The organism is Bacillus sp. FSL M8-0063 (assembly GCF_038005545.1).
In the GTDB taxonomy this organism is placed as follows: Bacteria; Bacillota; Bacilli; order Bacillales; family Bacillaceae_G; genus Bacillus_A; species Bacillus_A wiedmannii.
In genome coordinates this window covers 1,387,426-1,414,082 of sequence record NZ_JBBOTJ010000001.1, presented here as the reverse complement: position 1 = coordinate 1,414,082, position 26,657 = coordinate 1,387,426, and the positions used below count along the sequence as shown (strand labels likewise).

Annotated in this window: 25 protein-coding genes and 2 other annotated features; of the genes, 5 read left to right on the top strand and 20 right to left on the bottom strand. The window is 36.0% G+C overall.

Features of this window, described 5'->3' with window-relative positions; all coding sequences use genetic code 11:
* Positions 1–19: 19 nt before the first annotated feature.
* The 7 genes from MKX31_RS07310 to MKX31_RS07280 form a co-directional block, all read right to left on the bottom strand.
* Positions 20–1,345, bottom strand: a complete 1,326-nt coding sequence (locus tag MKX31_RS07310) for a bifunctional S-methyl-5'-thioadenosine deaminase/S-adenosylhomocysteine deaminase (protein WP_142289441.1) — start codon at positions 1,343–1,345, stop codon at positions 20–22.
* Positions 1,346–1,398: 53 nt separating this feature from the next.
* A complete protein-coding gene (locus tag MKX31_RS07305) occupies positions 1,399–1,758 on the bottom strand; it encodes a YunG family protein (RefSeq protein ID WP_340980449.1) in 360 nt (119 codons plus the stop codon).
* 27 nt (positions 1,759–1,785) lie between these two features.
* Complete coding sequence (locus MKX31_RS07300; RefSeq protein ID WP_064476423.1) at positions 1,786–2,229, bottom strand: GNAT family N-acetyltransferase; 444 nt, start codon at positions 2,227–2,229, stop codon at positions 1,786–1,788.
* A gap of 230 nt (positions 2,230–2,459) precedes the next feature.
* Positions 2,460–3,974, bottom strand: coding sequence for an acetyl-CoA hydrolase/transferase family protein (locus MKX31_RS07295; protein WP_064476424.1), 1,515 nt, complete (start codon positions 3,972–3,974; stop codon positions 2,460–2,462).
* A gap of 127 nt (positions 3,975–4,101) precedes the next feature.
* Positions 4,102–4,746, bottom strand: a complete 645-nt coding sequence (locus MKX31_RS07290; RefSeq protein WP_000389704.1) for a LytTR family DNA-binding domain-containing protein — start codon at positions 4,744–4,746, stop codon at positions 4,102–4,104.
* 81 nt (positions 4,747–4,827) lie between these two features.
* The gene (locus MKX31_RS07285) at positions 4,828–5,433 is read right to left on the bottom strand and encodes a pentapeptide repeat-containing protein (RefSeq protein WP_048561151.1); all 606 of its coding nucleotides are present in this window, start codon (positions 5,431–5,433) and stop codon (positions 4,828–4,830) included.
* A gap of 55 nt (positions 5,434–5,488) precedes the next feature.
* Entirely contained in the window at positions 5,489–6,412 is a 924-nt protein-coding gene (locus tag MKX31_RS07280; RefSeq protein ID WP_001102603.1) for an alpha/beta hydrolase, read from the bottom strand.
* Between the two features lie 204 nt (positions 6,413–6,616).
* Here MKX31_RS07280 and MKX31_RS07275 point away from each other — a divergent pair, with 204 nt between their 5' ends.
* Positions 6,617–7,378: a DODA-type extradiol aromatic ring-opening family dioxygenase gene (locus MKX31_RS07275; RefSeq protein ID WP_000982936.1), complete on the top strand. Its 762-nt coding sequence runs from the start codon at positions 6,617–6,619 to the stop codon at positions 7,376–7,378.
* Between the two features lie 53 nt (positions 7,379–7,431).
* On the opposite strand, the gene MKX31_RS07270 is transcribed toward MKX31_RS07275, so the two are convergent.
* From MKX31_RS07270 to MKX31_RS07260, 3 genes are all read right to left on the bottom strand, one after another.
* Positions 7,432–8,646 carry a multidrug efflux MFS transporter gene (locus tag MKX31_RS07270; RefSeq protein WP_000179291.1) on the bottom strand — a complete coding sequence of 405 codons (1,215 nt, stop codon included), beginning with the start codon at positions 8,644–8,646 and terminating at the stop codon, positions 7,432–7,434.
* 167 nt (positions 8,647–8,813) lie between these two features.
* Positions 8,814–9,665, bottom strand: coding sequence for a GNAT family N-acetyltransferase (locus MKX31_RS07265; RefSeq protein WP_142289440.1), 852 nt, complete (start codon positions 9,663–9,665; stop codon positions 8,814–8,816).
* 18 nt (positions 9,666–9,683) lie between these two features.
* The gene (locus MKX31_RS07260) at positions 9,684–10,400 is read right to left on the bottom strand and encodes a DUF554 domain-containing protein (RefSeq protein ID WP_064476426.1); all 717 of its coding nucleotides are present in this window, start codon (positions 10,398–10,400) and stop codon (positions 9,684–9,686) included.
* A 216-nt stretch (positions 10,401–10,616) separates the two neighbouring features.
* Between MKX31_RS07260 and MKX31_RS07255 the strand changes: the two genes are divergently transcribed.
* Both MKX31_RS07255 and MKX31_RS07250 read left to right on the top strand, forming a co-directional pair.
* Positions 10,617–11,720, top strand: coding sequence for a CapA family protein (locus MKX31_RS07255; RefSeq protein WP_088048513.1), 1,104 nt, complete (start codon positions 10,617–10,619; stop codon positions 11,718–11,720).
* A 52-nt stretch (positions 11,721–11,772) separates the two neighbouring features.
* A complete protein-coding gene (locus MKX31_RS07250; RefSeq protein ID WP_340981543.1) occupies positions 11,773–12,000 on the top strand; it encodes a hypothetical protein in 228 nt (75 codons plus the stop codon).
* An 80-nt stretch (positions 12,001–12,080) separates the two neighbouring features.
* On the opposite strand, the gene ilvA is transcribed toward MKX31_RS07250, so the two are convergent.
* From ilvA to ilvE, 6 genes are read right to left on the bottom strand one after another with little or no spacing between them, the layout of a single operon-like run.
* A complete protein-coding gene (gene ilvA, locus MKX31_RS07245) occupies positions 12,081–13,343 on the bottom strand; it encodes a threonine ammonia-lyase IlvA (protein ID WP_064476428.1) in 1,263 nt (420 codons plus the stop codon).
* Between the two features lie 31 nt (positions 13,344–13,374).
* A complete protein-coding gene (gene ilvD / locus MKX31_RS07240) occupies positions 13,375–15,048 on the bottom strand; it encodes a dihydroxy-acid dehydratase (RefSeq protein WP_064476429.1) in 1,674 nt (557 codons plus the stop codon).
* 46 nt (positions 15,049–15,094) lie between these two features.
* Positions 15,095–16,102, bottom strand: coding sequence for a ketol-acid reductoisomerase (ilvC, locus tag MKX31_RS07235; RefSeq protein WP_064476430.1), 1,008 nt, complete (start codon positions 16,100–16,102; stop codon positions 15,095–15,097).
* Positions 16,103–16,116: 14 nt separating this feature from the next.
* Entirely contained in the window at positions 16,117–16,347 is a 231-nt protein-coding gene (locus MKX31_RS07230) for an ACT domain-containing protein (RefSeq protein ID WP_064476431.1), read from the bottom strand.
* Positions 16,344–18,056 carry an acetolactate synthase large subunit gene (ilvB, locus tag MKX31_RS07225; protein ID WP_064476432.1) on the bottom strand — a complete coding sequence of 571 codons (1,713 nt, stop codon included), beginning with the start codon at positions 18,054–18,056 and terminating at the stop codon, positions 16,344–16,346. Before ilvB ends, MKX31_RS07230 begins: the two co-directional genes overlap by 4 nt.
* A 22-nt stretch (positions 18,057–18,078) precedes the next feature.
* A complete protein-coding gene (gene ilvE, locus MKX31_RS07220; protein WP_088048511.1) occupies positions 18,079–18,978 on the bottom strand; it encodes a branched-chain-amino-acid transaminase in 900 nt (299 codons plus the stop codon).
* A gap of 152 nt (positions 18,979–19,130) precedes the next feature.
* Positions 19,131–19,369: a binding site (T-box leader), on the bottom strand.
* A 67-nt stretch (positions 19,370–19,436) separates the two neighbouring features.
* Positions 19,437–19,682, bottom strand: a binding site (T-box leader).
* A 260-nt stretch (positions 19,683–19,942) separates the two neighbouring features.
* Here ilvE and MKX31_RS07215 point away from each other — a divergent pair.
* Positions 19,943–20,701: an SDR family oxidoreductase gene (locus MKX31_RS07215; protein ID WP_064476434.1), complete on the top strand. Its 759-nt coding sequence runs from the start codon at positions 19,943–19,945 to the stop codon at positions 20,699–20,701.
* A 50-nt stretch (positions 20,702–20,751) separates the two neighbouring features.
* On the opposite strand, the gene MKX31_RS07210 is transcribed toward MKX31_RS07215, so the two are convergent.
* Genes MKX31_RS07210 through MKX31_RS07195 form a run of 4 tightly spaced genes read right to left on the bottom strand, consistent with a single transcriptional unit; the run spans position 20,752 to position 25,864 of the window.
* Positions 20,752–21,441 carry a response regulator transcription factor gene (locus MKX31_RS07210; protein WP_064476435.1) on the bottom strand — a complete coding sequence of 230 codons (690 nt, stop codon included), beginning with the start codon at positions 21,439–21,441 and terminating at the stop codon, positions 20,752–20,754.
* 15 nt (positions 21,442–21,456) lie between these two features.
* Positions 21,457–22,947 (bottom strand): sensor histidine kinase, encoded by a 1,491-nt coding sequence (locus tag MKX31_RS07205; protein WP_064476436.1) that lies wholly within the window; start codon positions 22,945–22,947, stop codon positions 21,457–21,459.
* Between the two features lie 27 nt (positions 22,948–22,974).
* Positions 22,975–24,219 carry a copper resistance CopC/CopD family protein gene (locus MKX31_RS07200; protein WP_222660984.1) on the bottom strand — a complete coding sequence of 415 codons (1,245 nt, stop codon included), beginning with the start codon at positions 24,217–24,219 and terminating at the stop codon, positions 22,975–22,977.
* Between the two features lie 16 nt (positions 24,220–24,235).
* On the bottom strand, positions 24,236–25,864 hold the full coding sequence (locus MKX31_RS07195; RefSeq protein ID WP_340980439.1) for a multicopper oxidase family protein: 1,629 nt from the start codon (positions 25,862–25,864) through the stop codon (positions 24,236–24,238).
* A 247-nt stretch (positions 25,865–26,111) separates the two neighbouring features.
* Here MKX31_RS07195 and msrA point away from each other — a divergent pair, with 247 nt between their 5' ends.
* A complete protein-coding gene (msrA, locus tag MKX31_RS07190) occupies positions 26,112–26,648 on the top strand; it encodes a peptide-methionine (S)-S-oxide reductase MsrA (protein ID WP_064476439.1) in 537 nt (178 codons plus the stop codon).
* Positions 26,649–26,657: the final 9 nt, after the last annotated feature.

Sequence of the window (26,657 nt, the reverse complement as noted above, 5' to 3'; positions counted from 1 at the left end):
TTCAACTACATATAATTACCTATCTTTGTAAACCTCGTTTATAACGACTCGCTTCAAATATAATACGCTCTTCATCTAACGTTTTACATTCACCATTCCAAACGACACGTTTTCCGTTAATAATTACATCGCTTATATCTTTTCCACTAGCGGCATATACAAGGTGTGATAACACTTCATCTGCTGGTTGTAAATGCGGCTTATTAGACGGATCAATCGTAATAAAATCGGCACACTTTCCAACCTCAAGTGATCCTGTTTGTTTCATGCCGATTACTTCAGCAGCTCCTTTAGTCGCAAGTGTAAGAGCCGTTTCAACTGGTAATGCTGTTGCATCTTGATGAATACCTTTTTGTAGTAAAGTCGCTATACGCATTTCTTCAAACATATCTAAATTGTTATTAGATGCCACACTATCTGTTGCAATTCCTACTTTCACTCCTGCTTCTAGCATCGCTTTTACATTCGCTATACCAGAACCTAGTTTTAAATTACTATTCGGGTTATGAGCTACTCGAACATCATGTTCTGCTAAAAATGCACGCTCATTTTCATTTAATACTACACCGTGTGCAATAACTGTTGGGCGTTTAAATAAACCGCAACTTGCTGCATATTCTACTGGACGTTTTCCGTACTGTGTTTCAATATCACGTACTTCACGCTCTGTTTCCGAAAGATGAATATGAACCATCGTTTGATTTTCTACTGCAATACGAGCACACTCTTCTAACAGTTCTGTAGAACATGTATATGGACTATGCGGCGCAACCATCGTAGTTAACATACCACTTTCGTTATAGTAACGCTTCACATATTTTTCAGCTTCTTCAATCGCTTTCTTCTCATCGTCCTTCTTTCCGAAGCTAAATAAAGTTCTTGAAACAGCAGCTCGCATCCCACTCTTTGATACCGTTTCCATAATTGCATCTTGATCTACTCCAATTGGATTAAACATATCAGAGAATGATGTTGTACCACTTTTCACCATTTCAAGTAATCCTAATTCCGTACTAGCAACCGCAAGCTCTGGCGTAAACTGACCTTCAAGTGGCCAAATTCTCGTCTCCAGCCATGGTTGTAATAACATATCATCGCCAATACCTCTTAAGAGACTCATTACAACGTGTGTATGTGTATTTACAAGCCCTGGTAAAACCCACTTTCCTTTCATATCAATTACTTCATCTACTTCAAAATCATTAGCGAATTCTCCGCTCTTTACATCTATAATTTGATCATTTTCTACAATGATATATCCATTTTCTATCACTTCGTTTTGTTCATTCATCGTTACGATTGTAGCGTTTACATAAGTTGTTTTCAAAAGTATTTCCCCTTTCAACTCTATGAAGTTCCCTTTAATAAGTTACCACCATTATAGTAACTTATTAAAGATTAAGAGTCAAAAGATAATTTGAATTCTTTCATTATCTTTTCCTTCAAAATGCTATATTGTTTTTCATTTGTATCCGCAAATGCTTCTTCCCGATTTGATTTCTCATCCATATAATCCATTTCTCTATTGAATTGAGCCCCTGTAAAATCAAGCCTCTTCCCATCTATACAGTTATAAAAGTGCCACACCTCTCCTATTTTTGTCTTCTTGATTTGCCCTCCGCATATATCTTGAATGACTAAAGCCGTTACACCACACTGTCCCTTTGCTGAATTTTCACTTGTCCACTTTGAACTCGTTTCAATCGACCACGATTTTATTAGTGCTTCATATATTCTTTTTCTCTTTATATGATCCATTTTCAGCTTCTCCTACTATTAATTGTTTTACACATCATATTTCAAAAGAGGCAGTAATCGTTCCTTAAAAACCGTTGATGGTGTTTCCCCGATTAACTTTGCTCCCATCTTCAAGTAAAACCCTTTTGCATTCGGATCACTATCAATTGTAAAACTTTTTATTCCTAGTTCATTTGCTTTTTCTATTACATACTCCCAAAGTATTTTCCCGTACCCTTTCCCTTTGTAACGAGGATGAATGTATAGGAAATCGAGAGCATTTTCATTACGTAAAAATGAAAAAAATCCAATCATCGTATTATCGTTTTCTAAAACATATACAAAATTATTTTTTATGTACTCATCGGTAATTGTTAAATCTTCCTTACAAGCAAGTATGAATTCTTCGCTATAGTTCCACGTTGCTTTTGAATGTAGTGCGAGTTCACTTAATTCATTTACTTCACTTAATAACGCTTTTCTTATCTTCATGATTCTTTCTCCTCACATTCAATATATAAACTCTTAAAATGATTCGAAAAGTAATTTAAAAAACCTCTTATTTCCGTAAATAAGAGATTACTTTTATAAATCTTTATTATAGGTAACAATTTTTGAAAAGAAAAAGAACGCCATTCCTGAAAATTGACGTTCTTTTTCTTTTAACCTTTATGGCATATTATATTGAGAGTCATTTGTTTTACTATTTTTATACTACATAACTATATATTTTCTACTACTGCTTCAAGCATTGTTCCATTTTTAGCATAATTCGTATGCCAAGAAAAAGCTTTTTCTAAAACATGAGGGGTTTGTCCACCTCTTGTTTGTGCTTCTTCGAAATAAGCTCTTAGCTGGTCACGATACATTGGATGTACGCAATTCTCAATAATTAGTTCCACTCTTTCTCTTGGCGCTAGTCCTCTTAAGTCCGCATACCCTTGTTCAGTGACGATAACATCTACATCGTGTTCCGTATGGTCTACATGCGAAACGAAAGGAACGATACTTGAAATGTTGCCGCCTTTTGCAATCGATTTAGTAACAAAGATAGCTAAACGCGCATTTCTTGCAAAATCGCCAGAACCACCAATACCGTTCATCATTTTTGTACCTAAAACGTGAGTAGAATTAACATTTCCGTATATATCTAATTCTAAAGCAGTATTAATCGAGATTAATCCAAGGCGACGAATGATTTCAGGATGATTAGAAATCTCTTGCGGGCGCATCATTAATTTATCACGATATTTTTCAAAGTTAGAAAATACTTGTTGCATTTTCTCTTCAGAAAGCGTGATGGAGCAGCAGGAAGCAAAATTGACTTTCCCAGCATCCATTAGATCAAAGACCGCATCCTGTAAAACTTCAGAATACACTTCTAAATTTTCAAACTCCGAATCTAGCATACCGTGCAATACTGCATTAGCAACTGAACCAATTCCAGATTGTAACGGCGCTAAACGATTTGTTAATCGACCTACTTTAACCTCTTCTCGAAGGAACTCTATTAAATGCTGTGCCATAATGACAGTTTCTTCATCTGGAGGAACAATTGTCGATGGCGAATCCAGTTGATTCGTAAACACAATTCCCTTCACTTTTTCAGCATCAATCGGAATACCGATTGTTCCAATTCGATCATCCGTTTTTACGAGCGGAATTGGGAGTCTTTCCCCTTGTTTACCTGGTTCATATAAATCATGTAGCCCCTCTAGTTGCGTAGATTGAGCCATATTCATTTCAATAATAATGGACTTAGCATGTAAGGAGAATGCTAAGGAATTTCCAATTGAAGTGGTTGGAATAATCATGCCATCTTCAGTAATCGCAACCGCTTCCAAAATAGCGACATCTATATCCATAACGTCAGCACGGAGTAACTCTGCTGTATGAGATAAGTGCTGATCCACAAATAAAAAGTCTCCGTTATTAATTCCTTTTCGCATAGTCGCATCAGCTTGGAAGGGCAATCTTTTCCCTAAAATTCCTGCCTCAGCAAATAATTTATCTACATCCGAACCTAAGGAAGCCCCTGTATAAACATTCACTTTAAAAGATTTATCATTCTTCACTCGGTTTACAAGTGCAAATGGGACTGCTTTTACATCCCCAGCGCGTGTAAATCCACTTAAACCTAAAGTCATTCCACTTTCAATCCATGAAGCTGCTTCTTCAGGTGTAACTACTCGATCTTTTAAACGTTGATCCCTAATTCTATCTAAATTATTCTCCATATGTAATCCCTCTCTTAATGAATATTCATAATTATTTTACACATTAACAGTATCAAAATAGGAATTTTCTTACACAATGCCGAAAATTCAGATAAAACAGCGAATCTAGGTTCTAAAGCAGAAACATTTAGAATCCTAGAAGCTTACGAAAATAGCTAGCATATGATTGACTCACTGGTACCCTCTCTCCGTTATCCATAGAAAGTAAAAAAGTAGAATGCGTATCAGGGTAAATCGCTTTAATATGATTAACATTTACAATAAAAGAACGGTGACATCTAATAAAAGAATCTTTCGGCAGCAAGTATTCGAATTCTTGTAGCGAGTACTTATGTGTTCCTGTTAACTCTTCTGAATTCACATACGTCTTTTTATCTTTAGCTTCTAAATACATGACCTTTGAGAAAGGAACTGGAACCCAGCCGTCTGTTGTTTTTAAAGTAACGACCGACTTACCATCCGTTAAAGCGGGATAAATTGCCGTCACGCAACCTTCAATCTTGCCATTATTTGAAAAAGGTACGGCCATTCCATGATAAGGAATACCGAAAACATCTCGGTTAATAAACTCAGAGGCTTTTTGCTTCGTTATCATTGCTTTATGAGCAATCGTCCCTTCCTTAATAGGATCTCCGGTGCTAATCTTTAAATCAATTCGTTTGCTTGGTCGATAGTAAATATATTCTTTCGTATTTGAAACGGCGATTGATATTTCATCTGAAAATAATTCCCCAACAACATCTAGTAGTATACCTAATGTTTTATCTTCCATATTATTAACACCTCATTTACTATTATACTACTATTATGATTTATAAAACCGTTCAGCAATTTGAACGGTTTTACAGATTATTTAGTTCACCTTAGCCCCATAACATCTTGCTACTGCAACTGCCTGCGCTATATCTAATTTCACATTTTTTAAATCAAAACTTGTAAAATCAATTCTATCAACTACCGCCCCTTTTAAATCTGCACCACTAAGTTTCGCCTTACCTAATTGTGCACCTGTTAAATCTGCTTCACGTAAATCTGCTTTTTCTAAATTACATTCATATAGGTCAGCTTCAATTAAACGTATACCCTTTAACATTTGTTTACTTAAGTTCGCGAACCTTAAATTCGTATATGACCAATCGCCCGATATTATAGTTATTCCATCTAAATTCGCTTCTTCAAAATCAGAGCCAGTCATTTTACATTCTTCAAACTTCGATACGAATAAATTCACACCAACAAACTTACAATTCGCAAATGTAGTTCCTTGATGGATAGAAGCGTTAAATAGAGCACCGGTAAAATCACATTCTATAAAATTACAATTTTCAGTAGAAACTTCCGATGCATCTATCCCTCTAAAACGGCATTTTATGAAAGTACAATTTTTCAATTCCTCTTCTTTAATCAAAACATCTTGAAAATCTATTTCTATATACTCTTTATTTACAAATTCACTCATAACTATTCCTCCGTCTCCTTAAAGAAACCTCACTTGAAAAAAGTGAGGTTTCTTCTCATACAATATGTCCATCTAACCAAGAAATCAAATCTTGAAATACTTCATCTCGATTTACTTCATGGAACATTTCATGTCTTCCATTTTCATATAGACGCAATGTTACATCTTTCACGCCACATTTTTTATAATTTTCATATACTTCTTTTACACCTTTCCCCATATCCCCAACAGGATCACGATTTCCTGAAAAAATATGTATTGGAAGGTTTTTCGGTGTTTTCTTAAACTCTTCTAGTTTATTTACTTCTAATACCCCAGAAAATAATTCACGATAAAAACTTGTTGTACAAATAAATCCACATAAAGGATCCGCAATATATTTATCAACTTGATTATTATCTGAAGATAACCAATCAAATTTCGTACGATTTGGTTTAAAGTGCGAATTGAAATTTCCGAAAGATAAAAAGTTTAGCATCGGACTTTTCGTTTTTGCCCCGCGTAGTTTCATCTCGATTGTCGCTACTTTATGACCAATGACTCCTAAGAATCCCGGGTTCCCACCAGTTCCTGAAATAAGGAATCCATCATATAATCCACCTTTAAGTTGTACAGCACGTCTTGATAAAAAAGAACCCATACTATGTCCAAGTAAAAACAACGGGCATGTCTGCTCTTTTCTTATCGTTTCTGATACAAAAATAACATCAGACACAGCCTCATTCCAACCTACATTTGGTTCAAAATGACCATAATCTTCTTCTCTTTTCACTGTTTTCCCATGACCTTTATGATCATGCGCATAAACACCATACCCTGCTTCTAATAAAGCAGCAATAAAGTCTGTATAAACACCTGCATGTTCTGTCATACCATGTGCAATTTGAATAATCCCTCGCGGATCTCTTTCTGGTAGCCACTTACGTAAATAAATTTCCGATCCATCCAATGCCGTAACGAAACTTTCCTGTACGTTCATTTCGTCAGCCCCCAACTCTATTATGTATATCAAAAAATGAATATCCATTCATTATTCTTATTATGTATTATATGCAATTGCTTTCATTATGACAAATACTGCACTTTTCCAATTAGCTCTATAACTATTATGTTGACGAATTTAAAATAAAATTATATAGTAACTTACATAAAGTAATTATTATATTTTTGGGAGGTTTCTATTATGATGCCATCATTATTTTTAGCACACGGATCACCGATGCTTGCTATTCAAGATACAGAATATACAAGTTTTTTAAAAACACTTGGAGAAACATATAAACCGAAAGCAATTGTTATTTTTACTGCTCACTGGGAAAGTGAAGTATTAACGATTTCCTCATCAGATAACGAATATGAAACAATTTATGATTTTGGAGGTTTTCCTCCTGAGTTATATGAAATTAAATATCGTGCGAAAGGCTCTTCTAACATTGCATCTATGTTAGAAACAAAATTTAAAAACAAAGGTATTCCAGTCCATCATAATATGACGAGAGGTTTAGATCATGGCTCATGGACACTCTTGCACCGCATGTATCCAGAAGCAAATATTCCTGTCGTCCAAATATCAGTCAATCCATTCCTTCCTGCAAAAGAACAATTTGAAATTGGAGAAGCACTAAAAGGACTTGGGCAAGAAGATATTTTAGTAATCGGGAGCGGTGTTACCGTTCATAATTTACGAGCTTTAAAATGGAATCAAACGACACCCGAACAATGGGCAATTGAGTTTGATGATTGGATTATTAAACATATGCAGACTACTGATAAAGATGCATTATTTAATTGGGAGAAAAATGCCCCTCATGCACAACTAGCAGTACCAAGAGCAGAGCATTTTGTTCCTTTATTTATCGCTATGGGAAGTGGCGATAATAACGGTGAAGTCATTCACCGTAGTTACGAGCTTGGTACATTAAGCTATCTTTGTCTCCAATTTTAAAGAAAAGGATGAAGCAATCGTTGCTTCATCCTTTTTCTTTTTCATTCACTTAGTTAACTAACTTCCAAATGTCGTTTCTCTGATACCTCTTCGTTCTTATTGTGAAAATAAACCCAAATGCACGCAATAAATAATAGTGATGAAGTAGAAAAGAAAACATATTGGAAGCCCGCATGTGCTGCAATTTGTCCACCAAGTACTGGTCCAATCATATTTCCTAAAAACTGAAACGATTGATTATACCCAAATATTCTTCCCGTTACATGGGTTGGTGTATGTTGTTTTAGTAGAGTTTGTACGGAAGGTAATAGTCCTGCTTGTGCAATACCTAATAAAAAGCGAAGAATTAATAGTTGCCAAGCTGAGGTTACAAATGCTTGCGGAATAAAAATAATTCCTGCAGCAAACAACGCTACAACTAACGTTTTTTGAGGACCGATATGATCTGATAATCTACCTAACTTAGGAGCTGCCATAATAATCGCTAAACCTGTCGCAGACATGACTGCGCCTGCAATCATTTCAATATGAGCTGTTCCTGGGCCTTCTAAATTCTTTACATACAATGTAATAATAGGTTGAATTGACATGTTCGCAAGTTGAATAATAAATGTTGTTACAAATAAACTAATAATTAAATGCTTTGCTGGAACCATCGTCCATACTTTTTTCTGTTGTACTTTTTTTGCTTGAGCGGAGTGATTCTCTTCATGTAGGAAGAAAAAAACGATGAGAAAAGAAAGGAATAAAAAAGCTCCTGTAACAAGAAAAACATGGCGCATTCCAATTAACTCAGACAAATAACCACCAAGTAATGGGCCAAGTAAAGAACCGCTCACGCCACCTGTTGAAATTGTGGAGATTGCCCAACCTGAATGTTCTTTCGGAGTTTCTGCTGCAATAAATGTCATCGCCGTTGAAAGGAAACCAGATACTGCTCCCATTAAAAATCTTAGTGCTACTAATTGATACACATCCGTTACAAATCCCATAAGCGTCATAATAATCGCCATACCTAGGCTCGCACGAATAAGCATCAATTTCCGTCCATGTATATCACCCAGCTTTCCCCATATTGGTGATACGATCGCACCCATTAAAAATGTTATACCAAATGCAAGTCCCGACCACTGTGCAATACTAGAAGTGCCAGTTACTCCTAATTCCTCAATATAAAAAGATAAAAAAGGAATTACTAAACTCATACCGGCTGCAGTGGTAAAACAACCTAGCCAACAAATCATTAAATTTCGTTTCCAGCTGGCCATTTTCACACCTTCTTTCTTTAGATACCCATTCTACACCCTTTCTTGTAAAAAGTTTAGTAATTTGCTTTATTTGTAAGATTTACTACAAAACCCGCTATTTTCTAGTAAAAACCACTACATCTTTACATTATTTTCATAAAAAAACCAACTCCCCTATATGGAGTTGGTTACTTATTCTCTAACGGTATTAAACGCGCATCACAATTTCGCTCATAAAACTCAATCGGACCTGCTTGTCCAATAATTACGTATTCATATCCTTCTTGCTTCATACTATGTAAACAACGATGTAACAATTGCTTCCCTACACCTTTCACTCGATTTTGTTTCGCTGTGCCCATTGGACCAAACAATCCCTTCTTTCCTCTCACTACATCATAACAAGCGAAGCCTACTATCGCTTCTTCTTGTTCTGCTATATAAATAGGTAAATTATCTTTATATGTACGAAATCCATACGCTATCGAATGCAGCCAACGTTCACCAAATTCCGCCTCAACAAAACTTGCTAATTTTTCGAAATCAGAAGAGCTAGCCTTTCTAACAGTACAAGTTAAATCATTATAAGTAGGAACAAAACATTTTAGATCAACCGCTAAATCTCTTGGCTCAGCTATAATACGTAATATATCTCTTTGTATTTGTGCATTTTCAATAAACGTATTTACACGAAATAGTGCATATATAACATGCCCTTCATTCATTATTACTTGCTGAAAACGTTCCATACGTTTCTTCGCTATTTGTAAAATTTCTAGCACCTTATAAGATACCTTATATTGTCCTATTTTTTTATACTCTTGATCCGTTAAATCGTATTGTTTTCGTAATGAAAGTTTTTCTAAAAAATCCGTACCCACGTTACGAAACAAATACATATACAACTCGCTGCAAACTCCAGCACCTTCTTTACACATGCCTATAAGCAGATGAGCTGGTTGAATGATATTACTTTCTGCCTCTTCTGCTGCAATCTTCAATATGTTATGAACACGTTTTGTAAATTTATACTCCTCCATATGTATCTCCACCCCCTATTACTTTACTATTAAACCGTAACCATAAATAAGTGAAACAATTATTCCAACTACCAATATACCTGGCAGTAAATTTGCCACTTTAATTTTAATAATACCAAGTAAGTTCAATCCAATAGCGGCTATCATAATACCACCTGTAGCTGTCATTTCCACTATAAATTGATTCATTAATTCTTTCGGGACCAAACTATTAATCTGTGTTGCAAAAACCGCAATCCCTCCTTCGTATAAAATAACTGGAATCGCCGAAAATACTACACCAATTCCTAAAGTTGTCGTTAATATAATAGAAATAAATCCATCGATAATCGCCTTTGTAAATAAAATATCATGATTGCCGCGAATCCCGCTGTCGAGTGCACCAAGTATCCCCATCGCACCAATTGCAAAAATTAAAGTAGCTGTTACAAAACCTTCTGATATGCTCCCTTTCCCTTTCGATCCAACTTTATTTTCTAGCCAATCTCCTAACTGTTTTAATTTCCCCTCTAATTGTAGCCATTCCCCGATGACGGTACCAATAACTAAACTTAGTATGACAACAAGAAAATTTTCACTTTTCAATGCCATTTGAAGTCCAAGCACAGTAACCGCTAAACCGATTGCATGCATAATTGTTCCCTTCATACTTTCTGGAATTCTACTAAATAATTTACCTAGTAAAGTACCAAATATAATACAAACCCCATTTACAACTGCTCCTAATATAACCATTTCTCATTCTTCACCCTTCGAATTCTTTATTTCTATATTTTGGTTTATACATTGATTTACAGGTTATCTATATGTTAACTTAATATTGAGAATATTAACAAATGTTTTTCACTACATAAACCGCAATTTTTTGTAGTTATACATAAAGTGAAACTTTAACTAGCGCGAGTTTTACTGCCCACAAATTGCGGTATAAACTCAAAAGGGACGGTATTTATGAAAACTTTACTAAAACGATTTCTGTTAATAGCCTTTTGCATTACACCAATTGTTTTATTAATTAACTACTCTTTTACTTCAAAAGCGAAAGACAAACCCGATTTGCAAAACAAATCTAGTAAAACCGCTTCAACAAGTGAAAAGAAAATAGAAGATCAGGAAATTACACTCACCTTCTCTGGTGATACTATGTTCGATTGGCAATTACGTCCTGTAATCGAAAAAAACGGCGCTGATTATCCATTCCAACATGTAAAAGAAGAAATAACAAAAGCTGATATTTCTTTCGTTAATTTAGAGTCAGCATTTACAACGAGAGAAAAAAAAGCACCTGGGCAACTATTTTGGATTAAAAGTGATCCATCCACACTACAAGCTATAAAAAACACTGGATATGACATCGTAAATATCGGGAATAACCATACACTTGATTATGGGCAAGATGGATTATTAGACACGATTTCTCACGTAGAAAAATTAAAGTTCCCATACATTGGAGCCGGAAAGAATGAAAAGGATGCCTATACCGCACGAGAAATGACTGTAAAAGGGAAAAAGTTCAAATTTCTTTCCTTCGTTCGATTTATGCCTGATACGAATTGGGTAGCTCGTGACAATAAACCTGGTGTTGCAAACGGATATGATTTAAATCTTGTAACAAAAACAATTAAAGAGCAAAAGAAAGATGCAGACTATTTAATCGTCTATATGCATTGGGGCGTTGAAAAATCAAATCGTCCGGTAGAATACCAAAAACAATATGTACCTAAAATGGTTGAAGCAGGAGCTGACGCGATTGTCGGGAGTCACCCGCATTGGTTACAAGGATTTGAGTATTATAATAAAGTTCCTATCGCTTACTCATTAGGAAACTTTTTATTCCCAAGTTATGTGAGCGGGAAAAGCGCCGAAACTGGCGTATTAACTTTAACTTTTAAAGGAAAGGATGTCCAAATGTCATTCAATCCTTACATCATTCGCAACAACCAAGTTTCCCCTGTAAATGAGGAAGAAAAGAAAAAAGCTCTACAATATTTACAAACGATTTCAACTGACGTAGAAATTGATGAAGCAGGGGAAATAAAAAATAAACGCAACTAGACAGCGCAAGATAAATTTCTCTGTAACATACATTAGAGGATAGGTGATGAATATGCTAAAAGACTTATTAGAAAATATAAACCTCTTAGAAAACATCTATAAAATGTCTATAGCAATCCTACTTTTAAGTTCCTTTTATTCTGTGAGACTATTTAAAAAAATAAAGCGAGAGCGAAATCTTACTCCCTTTGAATTTACAATGTATGTAATTATTCGCATTGCGATATTTTTTTGGTTAGCTAGCTTTATTCTTCTTGAATTTAATGAGTATCTAGTTTAACTTTAAAAAAGATAGAACAAGCATTATATTTCCCCGCTTGTATCTATCTTTTTTATTTGGGTGCTAACTCTTTCCTTCTATTAAATAAGTAAATCAAACAAAACAGGATTTTTATTAAGCTCCATAAATTGAATATTATTTTCTTTAAAACGAGTAATTAATTGCTCATAATCCTCTTTATGTTTTAACTCTACTCCGACTAGTGCTGGGCCATTTTCTTTATTATGCTTCTTAATATACTCAAAGCGCGTAATATCATCTTCTGGCCCTAACCCTTTATCAAGAAATTCTCTTAGCGCACCTGAACGCTGCGGGAATTCAATGATAAAATAATGCTTTAACCCTTCGTAAATGAGCGAACGTTCTTTCATTTCTTGCATTCTATCAATATCATTATTTCCACCACTTAGCGTACATACAACTGTTTTACCTTTTATTTCATCTCTATATAAATCAAGCGCTGCAATAGATAGTGCACCAGCCGGTTCAGCTACAATTGCATTTTTCTTATACAGTTCTAAAATCGTCGTACAAACCTTTCCTTCTGGTACTAAAACAATATCATCAATTACATCTTTACAAGTTTCAAATGTTAACTTCCCTACCTTTTTAACAGCTGCCCCATCAACAAAACTATCTATTTTCTCCAATGCGACATTTTCATTTTGAAGAAAAGCCTCTTTCATAGATGCAGCTCCCATTGGCTCTACACCAATGATCTTTGTAGCAGGACTAACACCTTTAACATATGTACCAACACCTGATGCTAATCCACCACCGCCGATTGCTGTAAAGATATAATCAACTGGTTTCTCCATATCATGCATAATTTCAACTGCCACTGTTCCTTGACCAGCAATAACATACGAATCATCGAACGGATGAACAAACGTCATTCTATTATCCTCACAATAGCGCTGCGCTTCTTGGAAAGAGCTATCAAATGTATCACCAACTAATACAATTTCTGCAAAATCACCACCGAAAAATTGTACTTGCGATACTTTTTGTTTAGGTGTCGTTGTTGGCATGAAGATTTTTGACGGAATCTTCAATAAATTGCACGTATAAGCAACTCCTTGTGCATGATTACCTGCACTTGCACAAACAACACCGTTTTGTAATTGTTCTTTCGATAAACTTTGAATTAAATTGTACGCACCACGGATTTTGAAAGAGCGAATTAATTGTAAGTCTTCTCTTTTTACATAAACGTCACAATCATATTTCTCAGATAAAACTGTATCACGTTGTAACGGTGTTTTAATAACGATATCTTTCATGCAATTATGAGCCATTAAGATATCTTCAATTTTCACTCTCTCCTTTACCTTCTGCACCATTTCATATCATCCTTATCTCTTTTAAATTGGCTCAATCAAAATTCGGGATTTTTAGAACTGCACCTGTATTCGCCGATGTTACCATCTGTGCATAACGTCCAAGCCAGCCAGTTTTCACTTTCGGTTCTGGTCGTTTCCATTCTTTTTTACGCTTATCTAATTCTTCATCACTAACTCTTACTTCTAACAATCTTTCCTCAACATCGATACAAACGATATCCCCTTGCTTGAGAAGTGCAATCGTTCCGCCCGCAGCTGCTTCTGGCGAAATATGCCCTACCGAAATACCACGTGAAGCTCCAGAAAAACGACCATCCGTTAATAGCGCAACATCTGCACCTAATCCCATACCAGCAATCGCTGATGTTGGTGCTAACATTTCCGGCATACCAGGGCCGCCTCTTGGTCCTTCATAGCGAATAACAACTACATCGCCTTTCTTAACCTTTCCAAGCATAATGCCCGCAAGCGCCTCATCTTGTGAATTAAAAATAACGCAAGGTCCTTCAAATCGTTTTACTTCTGTTGCCCCACTTTTAATAACTGCCCCATCTTTCGCAAGGTTTCCTTTTAATATACGTAATCCCCCTTCTTCACTATGAGGGTTTTCGAGAGAATGAATAACTTCCTTATCTTTAATCTCTGCATGAGCAATGTTTTCTCTTAACGTCTGCCCAGTAGCCGTTATTCGGTCTAGATGAAGTACCCCTTCTTTTCGGCTCATCTCTTTCAAAATTGCACTAATCCCGCCCGCTCGATCAATATCTTCCATATGCCAATTGGAAGCAGGGCTTACTTTACATAAATGTGGTACACGTCTTGAAACGGCATCAATGCGGTTCATATCGTAATCTAATCCAGCCTCTTGCGCGAGCGCCAATGTGTGCAACACTGTATTTGTTGAACCGCCCATCGCCATATCAAGTGCGAACGCATCATCAATTGCTTCTTCCGTTACAATGTCTCGCGGTTTAATATCTCTTTCAATTAAAATCTTTAATTTCTCTGCTGCTTGTTTAATTAATTCTTCGCGTCTTGGATCGATGGCTAAAATACTTCCGTTACCCGGAAGAGCTAAACCTAATACTTCACATAAACAGTTCATAGAGTTCGCTGTAAACATACCGGAACAAGAACCACAAGATGGACAGCCATGATCTTCAATATCCTTTAATTCTTCTTCTGAAATTTTACCAGATTGATAAGCTCCTACTCCTTCAAAAACAGAACTTAAATCGACAACTTCTCCTTTAGATGTTTTTCCAGCCGCCATCGGACCACCTGAAACGAATACAGTTGGAATGTTAATACGAAGTGCAGCCATCATCATACCGGGTGTGATTTTGTCACAGTTTGGAATACAAATCATACCATCAAACCAATGTGCATTTACAACCGTTTCTACTGAATCTGCTATGATTTCACGACTCGGAAGCGAATAACGCATACCGATATGCCCCATCGCAATACCGTCATCTACTCCAATTGTATTAAATTCAAATGGAACCATACCTGCTGCACGCACTGCTTCTTTAACAAGTTTCCCAAACTCATTTAAGTGCTTATGACCTGGAATAATTTCAATAAAAGAATTACAGATAGCTATAAACGGTTTATCAAAATCTTCATCTTTCAAACCAGTTGCTTTTAATAAACTACGGTGCGGCGCTTTATCAAAACCTTTTTTAATCATGTCACTTCTCATCTTGTCAAATCCCCTCTTACGTATTTTTCACTTATAATCTCTTATTCTATTTCTTTACTAATTCTTTCGGTGCGTGAATCCAGCTCATCATTTCACGAAGCTCTGCTCCTACTTTTTCTAACTGATGATTTTGTTCTGCTTTTTTCATCGCATTATACGTTGGTCGCCCAGCTTGATTTTCTAAAATCCACTTCTTCGCGAATTCACCTTGCTGAATTTCTGTAAGTACTCGTTTCATTTCTTTCTTCGTTTCATCTGTAACAATTCTCGACCCTGTTACATAATCTCCGAACTCTGCCGTATCGGAAATAGAATGGCGCATGTTCGTTAAACCACCTTCGTACATTAAATCAACAATTAACTTTAATTCATGTAAACATTCAAAGTATGCAATTTCAGGACGATATCCGCCTTCTGTTAATGTTTCAAAACCAGCTTTCACAAGTGCCGTTACCCCGCCGCAAAGCACTGCTTGCTCACCGAATAAATCCGTCTCTGTTTCTTCTTGGAATGTCGTTTCAATTACGCCTGCACGTGTACAGCCTACACCTTTTGCATACGCAAGAGCTAAACTTAATGCTGTTCCTGTTGCATCTTGATGTACTGCTACTAATGCCGGAACACCATTTCCTTCTTGAAATACACGCCGAACGAGATGACCTGGACTTTTTGGCGCGACCATCGCTACATCTACGTAACTTGGCGGGTTAATTTGTCCGAAGTGAATATTAAATCCATGTGAGAAAAGTAACATTTGTCCTTCACGGAGATTCTCTTCTACTTCTACTTTATACACATGTGCTTGCTGTTCATCTGGCAATAGCATTTGTACAACTTGCGCGGTTCGAACAGCTTCTGAAACAGACATTACTTCAAATCCATCTGCTTTTGCTACTTCAAAAGACTTACCAGGCCGAACACCAACTACAACTTCCACACCAGAATTACGTAAATTTTGTGCCTGCGCATGACCTTGAGATCCATAACCAATTACCGCAATTGTTTTCCCTTGTAATAACTCTAAATTTGCATCTTTCTCATAATACGTTTTCATATTCCATACACTCCCTATAATTTATTTACTTGCAGTACATCAATTAATTTTTTCAACTGATCAACAAGTAATGTCGCTTCATTTTCAGTACAAACTGCTGTGAGTTTCATTTCAGAAACACCACTAGTATCTCTTTCGTTTAAATGTAAAGAAGAAATATAATAACCACGCCGAGCAAAAATCCCACTTATACGTAATAAGACGCTTGGCTCGTTATGAATAATGAGTGAAAAAGTATGGCTCATTCTTCCCACCTCTTCATAATCATTTCGTTATTCCCTTTGTTTGGCGGAACCATTGGAAATACGTTTTCACCTTCTTCTACACAAAAATCAACTACGACAGGACCTTCATGAGCAATTGCTTCTAACATCACTTGTTTCGCCTCGGTTGAATTCGTCGCTCTTAATCCCTTCACTCCATAAGCTTCTGCCACTTTCACAAAATCTGGCGATCCGATTTTTGACTCTGATAAACGATTTTCATAAAACATTTCTTGCCATTGCCTTACCATCCCTAAAAATTTGTTATTTATAATAAATACTTTTACAGGAATATTATTTTCAGCAATTGTTTGTAGTTCTTGAATGTTCATTTGAAAAGAAGCATCGCCTGCAATACAAATGACGAGTTCTTCTTCTTTTGCAAGCTGAGCACCAATTGCCGCCGGGAAACCAAACCCCATCGTTCCTAGTCCGCCAGATGTTAGAAAAGTCCGTGGGTTTTTCGCTTTATAAAAATGCGCAGCCCACATTTGATGTTGTCCTACTTCTGTCGTAACAATCGCTTCACCGTTCGTTAATTCACTTACTAGGCTAATAACATGCTGTGGTTTCAACTCACATTCTTTTTGATTGTAAGAAAGAGGATATTCCTCTTTCCACTCCTCGATTTTCGTAAGCCATTCTTTTGTTTGTGTATTAATCGGCATATGTAACAACATGTGTAACGCTTTTTTCACATCTCCAACAATCGGATATTCCACAGTTACATTTTTATGGAACTCCGCAGGATCTATATCAATATGTACCTTTTTCGAATGCGGAGAAAAGAGTTCTAATTTTCCTGTTACACGATCATCGAAGCGAACACCTAACGCAAGTAATAAATCACATTCTGTTACTGCCATATTTGCAGCGTACGTTCCATGCATGCCGAGCATTCCTAAAAATAACGAATCTCCCGGCGGATATGCACCTATTCCCATTAAAGTGGAAACGACAGGAATACGATTCTCCCTCGCAAACTGGATGAGTTCATCTGATCCACCTGCATGAATGACACCTCCGCCGATATAAAGAAGTGGGCGTTTTGCTTTTGAAATTTCTTTAGCCACCTCTCTAAGCTTCCTACTGTCTGGCATAGGCTCTATTTTGTATCCTGGAATCTCAATTACTTCATTATAAAAATTTGTTACATTTTCATTTTGAACATCTTTTGGAATATCAATTAATACTGGTCCCGGTCGCCCGCTTTCGGCGATATAAAAAGCTTCTTGTACAATACGTGATAAATGATTCACATCACGAACTTGGTAATTATGCTTCGTAACAGGTACTGTAATCCCGATAACATCTGCTTCTTGAAATCCGTCTTTTCCGATGAGAGGTTTTGCAACTTGCCCTGTAATAACAACTAAAGGAATCGAATCCATATAAGCATCTGCTAAACCCGTAACTAAATTTGTCGCCCCTGGTCCAGAGGTAGCAAAGACCACCCCGACATTTCCAGAAGCTCTCGCATACCCTTCTGCCGCATGAATGGCAGCTTGTTCATGACGAGTTAAAACGTGCTTCAAACCACTTCCGTATAACGCATCGTATACTGGCAAAATCGCTCCGCCCGGATAACCGAAAACAGTCGTTACACCTAAATTTTTCAAACATTGAATAACGTGTCCGGCACCTGTCACATTTTCACACTGTAATTTCTCACATGTTGTATGCTGCTCCATTTTAATTAACTCCTCTCCCTATCTACAGTAAGCTCTCCGCCAGTCCTGGAACACGTACCCCTCTTTCTCTCGTTAACTTTTTAAATTCCTCTGTCAATTGTTTCGTTACACTTCCCGGTCTCCCATCTCCTATTTCTCTTGAATCAACTTTTACAACCGGAATTAATTCTGCTGCCGTTCCTGTTAAAAACACTTCATCAGCTACATATACGTCATGACGAGTAAACGGTCTTTCCTCACACCGAATATTAAGTCGCTCACATAGCTCGATAACACTATTTCTCGTAATACCTTCTAGCGCTCCTAAATAAGAAGGAGGTGTTAACACTTTTCCATCTTTCACAACGAAAACATTATCTCCAGATCCTTCACAAACATATCCTTGTTGATTTAACATAAGTGCCTCTAGCACTCCTGCTTGCGCCGCTTCAATTTTTACAAGTACGTTATTTAAGTAGTTCATTGACTTAATGCGTGGATCTAGTGCATCTGGCGTATTACGTCTTGATGCAACAGATACAACGCTTAATCCATTATCGTAAAATTCCTGAGGGAATAACTTTAATTGTTCTGCAATGATAATAACGCTCGGTTTCACACAACTTCTAGGGTCGAGCCCTAAGTCACCTTTTCCTCGTGAAACAATTAAACGAATGTAAGCATCCGCATACTCATTTTTTTGCAACGTTTGTAAAACCGCTTCTTCCATTTCTTCAACCGTCAATGGGATTGTAAGTAAAATAGATTTTGCCGATTCATATAATCGTTTTACATGTTCTTTTAAACAAAATACATTTCCACCGTAACTACGAATTCCTTCAAATACACCGTCTCCGTATAAAAAACCGTGATCATATACTGAAACAACTGCCTTTTCCTTTTCTACAAATTCCCCATTCATATAAATGTACTGGTTTCCCATCTCACATCGCTCCTCTTTTTTTCTCTCTATTTTTGCAATCTATTTCTATATCGATTGCTGAGATGAGTATTTTTAACAGAATATTCAGTATATAAACCTTAAAAATATACTCGTCTCAACAATCGATTACATACATACTTGTAGCAATCCATTGCTGAGACGAGGGAATCGTGGTACCACTCAGCTTCCTTACACTTCTCACGAAATATAAGCTCTGCAAGTCCAATTAGACTTTTGTTTTTCTATCGGAAACAACTCCGCTACTTTTTACTAGTTTCAAAAGTAGTGCTCCGAGGTGATCTTCAATGATGAAATTGTTACCGCCCTCACAGCTTCTAGGCGGCTCTCTGAAACAATTTTTATCATTTACTCTCCTCTTCTACGCATTCTCTTATTCGATTTTTTAAAATAAAAACTCTCGCCTCAGCAATCAACTACTACAATTTAGTAGCTTTGATTGCTGAGGCGAGAGTTTCGCGGTACCACTCAGCTTCCTTATACTTCTCGCGAAATATAAGCTTTGTAGGTCCAATTAGACCCCCGTCCTTTTATCGGAGACGATGCCGTCGCCCTCTACTCAGTTTCCCTTTCGCAAGCGATGCTCCGAGGTGATCTTCAATGATTCGATTGTTACTACTCTCACAGCCTAGGAGCAGCTCTCTGAAACGATCATAACCATCTACTTTCCTCTTCTTTGCATATGTAACATATGAAGTTGGAAAATTCTTAATTAACTTTTATTTGTTAAACGTATTATAGGACGTTGTTCTTTTCATTGTCAACATGTTTTTCCGAAAAAAAATAAAATTCAATCAATTCAAGAGAAGTTTATTTATTTTTTCTCAAAACAAAATCGGAATGAACTTCTTACACATACTCATATATTACTTAAGTATGTTCGCATTACTACATAAAGAAAAACAACTTAATAACATATAAAATTTTTTGAGGAGATGAGAAAACTATGTTAAAAGGAAAAGTGGCATTAGTTACAGGAGCAAGCCGAGGAATTGGACGTGCTATTGCAAAACGTTTAGCAAACGACGGTGCATTAGTTGCTATTCATTACGGAAATCGAAAAGAAGATGCTGAAGAAACTGTTTATGAAATTCAATCAAATGGCGGATCTGCTTTTTCTATCGGTGCAAACCTTGAATCTTTACATGGTGTAGAAACCCTTTATAGTTCTTTAGATAACGAATTACAAAAAAGAACTGGTAGTACTAAATTCGATATTTTAATAAACAACGCTGGAATTGGTCCTGGTGCTTTTATTGAAGAAACGACTGAACAATTTTTTGATAGAATGGTTTCAGTAAATGCAAAAGCACCATTCTTTATCATCCAACAAGCTCTATCTCGTTTACGTGACAATAGCCGAATTATTAATATTTCATCCGCTGCCACTCGTATTTCTTTACCTGATTTCGTTGCATATAGTATGACGAAAGGCGCTATTAATACGATGACTTTCACACTAGCAAAACAGCTCGGAGCACGAGGAATAACAGTGAATGCAATACTTCCTGGATTTATTAAAACAGATATGAATGCGGAACTCTTGAGCGACCCAATGATGAAACAGTACGCTACTACCATTTCCGCTTTTAATCGCTTAGGTGAAGTAGAAGATATTGCCGATACCGCGGCATTTCTCGCTTCTCCAGACAGCCGCTGGGTTACTGGACAATTAATTGATGTGAGCGGAGGATCTTGTTTGTAATTTCTTAATCTACTTACGCAAAAAAAGGCCAGCACTTTTGCTGGCCTTTTTCATTGTGTAAAACGATACCCTACTCCCCAAATTGTCTCGATATATGATTTATCGAATGGATCGAGTTCAATTTTGTGACGAATATTTTTCACATGTACAGCAACCGTTGCTGCATCACCAATTACATCCATCCCCCATACAGTTTCAAAGAGACGATCTTTACTAAATACTTGATTTGGATGTTCTGCCATACAAGTTAATAAATCAAATTCTTTTCCTGTTAGCATGACCTCAGTTCCATTTACAAATACACGTCGGGCCGATTTATCAATAAGCAATCCTCGAATACGAATTTCATCTTTTATTTGTTCTCGTTTTCCTGTTAAACGATCATAACGAGCTAGATGAGCATTTACACGTGCCACCATTTCACTCGGGCTAAACGGTTTTATAATATAATCATCTGCTCCAAAACCTAACCCTTTAATTTTATCGATTTCCTCTTGTTTTGCGGATACCATAAGTATTGGGATGTCCTTTTTCAATCGAACTTGTTTACAAATTTCATATCCATCTATTCCCGGTAACATTATGTCTAAAATTAACAAGTCATAATCCTCCAGAAGAACTCTTTGTAAACCTTTTTCGCCAGAGTAATCAATATCTACTGTATACCCAGCAACCTCTAAATAATCCTTTTCTAACTCTGCTATAATTGCTTCATCTTCAATAATTAAAATTCTTTTCAAGATGCTCTCCTTTTTCTAATTGATTTTTTGTAATGTAAATGCCAGCGTCGTTCCTTTACCTTTTTTGCTTTCTACCCAAATATCACCACCATGTTGTGTGATAATCTGATGTGCAATTGACAAACCAAGTCCGCTTCCACCTGTTTTAGAATTTCTAGAATAATCTGCACGATAAAACCTTTCAAATATATGAGGCAACGCCTTCTCTTCTATTCCTACCCCATTATCTTTTATGTAAATCGTTACATAATCAATAGATTCAGTCATGCGAATTCCTATATAGCCCTCTTCTTTATCCATATACTTCACACTATTCCAAATGATATTTGTAATAACGCGTCGTAATTTTTCACGATCACCTTTTACCAAAATAGAAGTATCCTTTTGAGCATCCCATCTCACTGCAATTCCCTTATCTTGTAATTCAAGCTGTAGTTCTTCTATACAATCAGATAAGTATTGATTAATTTCAACCTCTTCAAATTGAAACGGTTCCTCTTTTAAATCAAGTTTTGAAAAGAGAAAAAGCTCGTCAATTAATTGATCCATATCAAACACTTTATGATAAATAATCGTTAAATATTTATCTAATTGTTCTGGAGTTCGAGCGATACCCTCTTTAATTCCTTGTACATAACCTTTAATAGCCGTAATTGGCGTCCGTAAATCATGAGAAATATTTGAAAGCAACTCTTTACGATTTTTTTCATATTGCATTTGCAACTCGACCGATTCCTTCAACCTGCCACGCATCTCTTCAAACGATAAACTTAATTCACCTATTTCATCTTTCGCAAGTGGCTTTACTTGAAAATCTAAATCGCCCTTTTGAATTCTTTCCGTTGCCTGCTTTAATGAATGCAATGGTTTAATAATACTCCGTGATATAAAATATGTTAATATTCCATTCGTAATAATTAACCCAAGTATTAAAGAGAATACGAAATACGGGAAAAATTCTCTAATCATTTCTTCTAAAGGATTTACATACTCAAATACAAAAATACTAACCTTATCCTTCTCTTCATCGTAGTAATCAAATTGCTTATAGTAAAAAGAATTACCCTCTATTTTCACATCCATTCCCTTTCTTTGTCCTTCCGTTTCAAATGCGGGTAGGTATTTATCAAACGAAGAGATTTTAAAATATGGGGATGAATATGTAAGCTCATCATTTTTTCGAATTAGTAATCCTGCTTGATTATCGTTTAATTCTTTATCAGTTTCCTTTAAAAAATTTATATCCTCCAATTTATCTGGAGCATACGATGAAAGAATTTTCAACCTACTAAAAATATCATCTTCATCTTCTTTTGTACGAATAGCTCCCTCCTGCTCTTTATCAATGAGAGAATGACTATTTTGATTAAGACCAATGATTGCTTTTGCAATACGAATATCACCAAATAAAGTAACACTAATTAAAATAACTGCTATACCGCAAAAAACGATTGGAATAATTACCATCGCAACATACGACAACAGCAATCTAATACGGATTGACATTACAGAACTCCTATGAACATTATAATTTTAGCTTGTTACAGAATTCACCGGAAACGAAACTTGACTCATCCAAATACCAGCTAATAATACGAGTATAGCTAGAACAATTTCTAAGAGCAATAAACGGCGATTAACTGTTCCAATATCGTTACCCCATGTTTTCGTTTGTCTCCATGCTACAATTGTAATTATACATACAGTAAGAATCTTTATATTTAAAAGGTTCGTCCATATTGAATTAAAATTAAAAAGTACCCAATTCCTCGTCTGTAAAAACACAATTAATTCCCCAGAAAGAAATGCTAGAATAAATGAAATACCAGCAATAATACTAAAATGTTTACGGAAACGCTTTTGATCAAATGTAATTTTGTATAATGTTGTCCACGCTATAACAAGAGCTAAATAAATAAGTGCTCCTAGCCACACTGCAATACTCATAACGTGGACCATTCTAATTATAACTGCTGCCCAATTTGGATTCGTAATCCATACATGACCTGTGAAAGAAAAACTCGCAACAAGAAATCCCCAAACTAGCGCATACCATTCGTTCCCCATATGCTGTAAAGACATAAGAACTAATAATAGCAGTTGAATCATAATAATAACTGAAAATGGCGAATGAATAAGTAAACTTCCCTTCGGAATAACTGACTTATATACTATTAATTCGGCTATTAATCCTACTACAAGTATAGAGAAGAAAATCTTTTTCATATTCTTCATTCTTTGCAATATGGAAGGTAATCTATAACGTTTTACAAACATATCGATCCACTTTACTCCTGCTCCAATTAAAATCATTCCCTCTACAATATAGCGTAGTGTTACTATCATAACATCTGAAAATACTGAGCCACTCCCACTCGCATTTCCCTCTACCACTACATTAGTTTGTAATTCTTCTCCAATTGAAAAGGGATAGCCTCCCTCACTCGGATGTCCGTCTGCAGAAATCATAGACCACCTTACTGTGTAAGTACCATTATTTAAGTTTGGTAATTTCACTTTTATTTTTTTGGGGTTATCTAATATTTCAACCTTTGATACTTGCACTCTCTTTGCACTTGGATCTAGCAGTTCAATATTGACTACATTTCCTGTAACTGGTTCACTAAATTCAAGAATAATCTGTTCCGGTTGTACTGTAAGAACCTCCCCCTCTTTAGGGGTGGCTCCTACAACACTTGTATGAGCAAATACACTACTATGAGAAAATAAAAATATACTTACACTTGTTAAAATAAATACTATCATTCTATAAAGCATGAAAACCTCCTTATTATTATTCTGGATGATTACCTGAGTGATCTCCGGTAGAAAATGGAGTAGTTACCCCCTCATAATTCATCATCGTATGCATTCCTTTTTCCGCATGAACGAGATGATGACAATGAACCATCCATAGTCCACTATTATTTGCCTCTAAAGCAATTTCATATTCTTCTCCCGGAAAAACATTAACTGTATCTAAGTAAATCGGACTTCCCTCCATTGGTTTACCATTTTTAGAAATAACCTGGAATGTATGTCCATGCAAATGCATTGGATGAATTTCTTCTCCCTTATTTTTAAAGCGAATCTTAACTTTATCTCCTTTCTCTACTTTAATGGGTGGAATATCAGGTGATGTCTTTCCATTAATCGTATACACCCATTTTTCTTGTCCATTTACATCTTTCACACCTTCTGCCAAATCCATATCATAGACCTTTGTAAACTTTGAATCTATCGTAAACTTGCCAACTTCTTTTTCTCCATATTTCGTAAAGTCAAACCATGGATAACTCTTTATATCAATAGGTTTTTTCGGCAAAGAACCGTTCCCAATAGTCGCCGTTAACATTCGATTCATTTTCTTAGATGGATCCACATTAATAAGTTTTACACTCGTTGTTTCCGGCATTTTAAAAACAAGGTCATAACGTTGTGCAACTCCCATCGGAAGAATTGCTTTATCTAGCTCGTCCCCACCTTTTATATCACGACCATCTAATGCGATAATTTGAAATGGCGCCCCAACTAATGTCATTAAATGCGTATTATTCCCAGCATTAATTAAGCGAAGGCGTACTGTTTCACCTGGTTTTGCATCCAATCGTAGTCCCTCACTTGTATCATTTAATGTAAATACATCGTAATCATCTCCATCAGATAAATCTTTGAGTTGATCATTACTTGGCATCATTAACGGTCCTTCTAAAGTTTGCGCCTTTTCATTTCGAATATGATTGCTAGGATAGCTATCCCAATCTTTATCTTGTTCGCCATTATGCTTACCGGTTTTTATGGCTCCTGTTTTCCATTCATGGATCGCCACTGTATAATCCTTTTCATATTTTACAGCTGGTTTATTCGGTTCAATAACAATGGTTCCAAATAGTCCCCGTTCCGTTTGTATTGCACTTTTTTGATGTGAATGATACCAATATGTCCCTACCTGATTAGCATTAAATGCGTATGTATATGTTTCACCTGGTTTTATAGCATTTTGCGTAACACCTGGAACACCGTCTACCGCCGCAGGAACATCTAATCCATGCCAATGGATTGTAACCGGTTCTGGCAATTCATTTTTCAAATTTACAACAATACGTTCACCTTGTTTAACTCGAATTTGAGTACCCGGTGATGTTCCATCAAAGGTCCATGCATCTACCTTTTTCCCATCTCCCAAATCTAAACTTGCTACTTTCGCCGTAATATTAAAAGTTTTTGTAACCCTTTTTTTGGCATCTGAATTAGCAATAGATGTAATTGATTCTGAAGTAGATGTTGCATCTGTTAACTTCTTTTTTTCATTTGTACCTGGGTAATTATTTATTAAAAAATATCCAAAAATAACTAACCCTAATAGTAAGCATGCCGCAATCAATATATTTCTTAAATCGCTTTGTATAAATTCCTTTTTCATATTAGTCTCTCTTTCATTTTTTGTTGTAAACTATTAATTTTCATACGTGGATTCATTGCCTATCACCTCACATATTCACTTCGATTTACATCATAACACTCAGAAAAAAAGAAACTTTGAAGGAATTTTAAAGACTTTATAAAGAAATATATTTCAATTTTTCTTTACTTCTAAATCTTTTTTATTGCGTAATAAAAAAGATTGTATAATACTATATAAAACATATATATTTAGGAGGATTACAACAATGTCCGAAAAAACATACGAACTCGCAACCTTCGCAGGCGGTTGCTTTTGGTGCATGGTAAAGCCATTTGATGAACTTCCTGGTATTCATAAAGTACTTTCTGGCTATGCAGGTGGTCATGTAGAAAACCCAACATATGAACAAGTAAAAGCTGGTACATCTGGTCATTTAGAAGTTGTACAAATTACATTCGATCCTTCTATTTTTCCATATGAAAAATTACTAGATTTATATTGGCCACAAATCGATCCAACTGATGATGGCGGACAATTCTTTGACCGTGGTCCCTCTTATCGCACTGCTATTTTTTATCATAATGAAACGCAAAAAGAGCTTGCTGAAAAATCAAAACAAGCTCTTGCAGAAAGCGGTATGTTTAAAGAGCCAATCATAACTGAAATTCGCCCGGCTGCACCTTTTTATGAGGCTGAAGAATACCATCAACATTTCTATAAAAAGAACCCAGAAAAATATGCTACTGAGCAAAAAGAATCTGGCCGTGAAGACTTTATAAAAGAAAATTGGCAAAAAAAATAATAAAAATGC

What these genes read in the sequence shown, in the direction of transcription:
- ilvD (WP_064476429.1), bottom strand. Translation starts at nt 15,048, where the DNA reads ATGAGAAGTGACATGATTAAAAAAGGTTTTGATAAAGCGCCGCACCGT.
- ilvA (WP_064476428.1), bottom strand. Translation starts at nt 13,343, where the DNA reads ATGGTGCAGAAGGTAAAGGAGAGAGTGAAAATTGAAGATATCTTAATG.
- MKX31_RS07305 (WP_340980449.1), bottom strand. Translation starts at nt 1,758, where the DNA reads ATGGATCATATAAAGAGAAAAAGAATATATGAAGCACTAATAAAATCG.
- msrA (WP_064476439.1), top strand. Translation starts at nt 26,112, where the DNA reads ATGTCCGAAAAAACATACGAACTCGCAACCTTCGCAGGCGGTTGCTTT.
- MKX31_RS07295 (WP_064476424.1), bottom strand. Translation starts at nt 3,974, where the DNA reads ATGGAGAATAATTTAGATAGAATTAGGGATCAACGTTTAAAAGATCGA.
- MKX31_RS07230 (WP_064476431.1), bottom strand. Translation starts at nt 16,347, where the DNA reads ATGAGCCATACTTTTTCACTCATTATTCATAACGAGCCAAGCGTCTTA.
- MKX31_RS07215 (WP_064476434.1), top strand. Translation starts at nt 19,943, where the DNA reads ATGTTAAAAGGAAAAGTGGCATTAGTTACAGGAGCAAGCCGAGGAATT.
- ilvC (WP_064476430.1), bottom strand. Translation starts at nt 16,102, where the DNA reads ATGAAAACGTATTATGAGAAAGATGCAAATTTAGAGTTATTACAAGGG.
- MKX31_RS07270 (WP_000179291.1), bottom strand. Translation starts at nt 8,646, where the DNA reads ATGGCCAGCTGGAAACGAAATTTAATGATTTGTTGGCTAGGTTGTTTT.
- MKX31_RS07195 (WP_340980439.1), bottom strand. Translation starts at nt 25,864, where the DNA reads ATGAAAAAGGAATTTATACAAAGCGATTTAAGAAATATATTGATTGCG.
- MKX31_RS07265 (WP_142289440.1), bottom strand. Translation starts at nt 9,665, where the DNA reads ATGGAGGAGTATAAATTTACAAAACGTGTTCATAACATATTGAAGATT.
- MKX31_RS07275 (WP_000982936.1), top strand. Translation starts at nt 6,617, where the DNA reads ATGATGCCATCATTATTTTTAGCACACGGATCACCGATGCTTGCTATT.
- MKX31_RS07285 (WP_048561151.1), bottom strand. Translation starts at nt 5,433, where the DNA reads ATGAGTGAATTTGTAAATAAAGAGTATATAGAAATAGATTTTCAAGAT.
- MKX31_RS07255 (WP_088048513.1), top strand. Translation starts at nt 10,617, where the DNA reads ATGAAAACTTTACTAAAACGATTTCTGTTAATAGCCTTTTGCATTACA.
- ilvE (WP_088048511.1), bottom strand. Translation starts at nt 18,978, where the DNA reads ATGGGAAACCAGTACATTTATATGAATGGGGAATTTGTAGAAAAGGAA.
- MKX31_RS07260 (WP_064476426.1), bottom strand. Translation starts at nt 10,400, where the DNA reads ATGGTTATATTAGGAGCAGTTGTAAATGGGGTTTGTATTATATTTGGT.
- MKX31_RS07250 (WP_340981543.1), top strand. Translation starts at nt 11,773, where the DNA reads ATGCTAAAAGACTTATTAGAAAATATAAACCTCTTAGAAAACATCTAT.
- MKX31_RS07280 (WP_001102603.1), bottom strand. Translation starts at nt 6,412, where the DNA reads ATGAACGTACAGGAAAGTTTCGTTACGGCATTGGATGGATCGGAAATT.
- MKX31_RS07200 (WP_222660984.1), bottom strand. Translation starts at nt 24,219, where the DNA reads ATGCTTTATAGAATGATAGTATTTATTTTAACAAGTGTAAGTATATTT.
- ilvB (WP_064476432.1), bottom strand. Translation starts at nt 18,056, where the DNA reads ATGGAGCAGCATACAACATGTGAGAAATTACAGTGTGAAAATGTGACA.
- MKX31_RS07290 (WP_000389704.1), bottom strand. Translation starts at nt 4,746, where the DNA reads ATGGAAGATAAAACATTAGGTATACTACTAGATGTTGTTGGGGAATTA.
- MKX31_RS07300 (WP_064476423.1), bottom strand. Translation starts at nt 2,229, where the DNA reads ATGAAGATAAGAAAAGCGTTATTAAGTGAAGTAAATGAATTAAGTGAA.
- MKX31_RS07205 (WP_064476436.1), bottom strand. Translation starts at nt 22,947, where the DNA reads ATGTCAATCCGTATTAGATTGCTGTTGTCGTATGTTGCGATGGTAATT.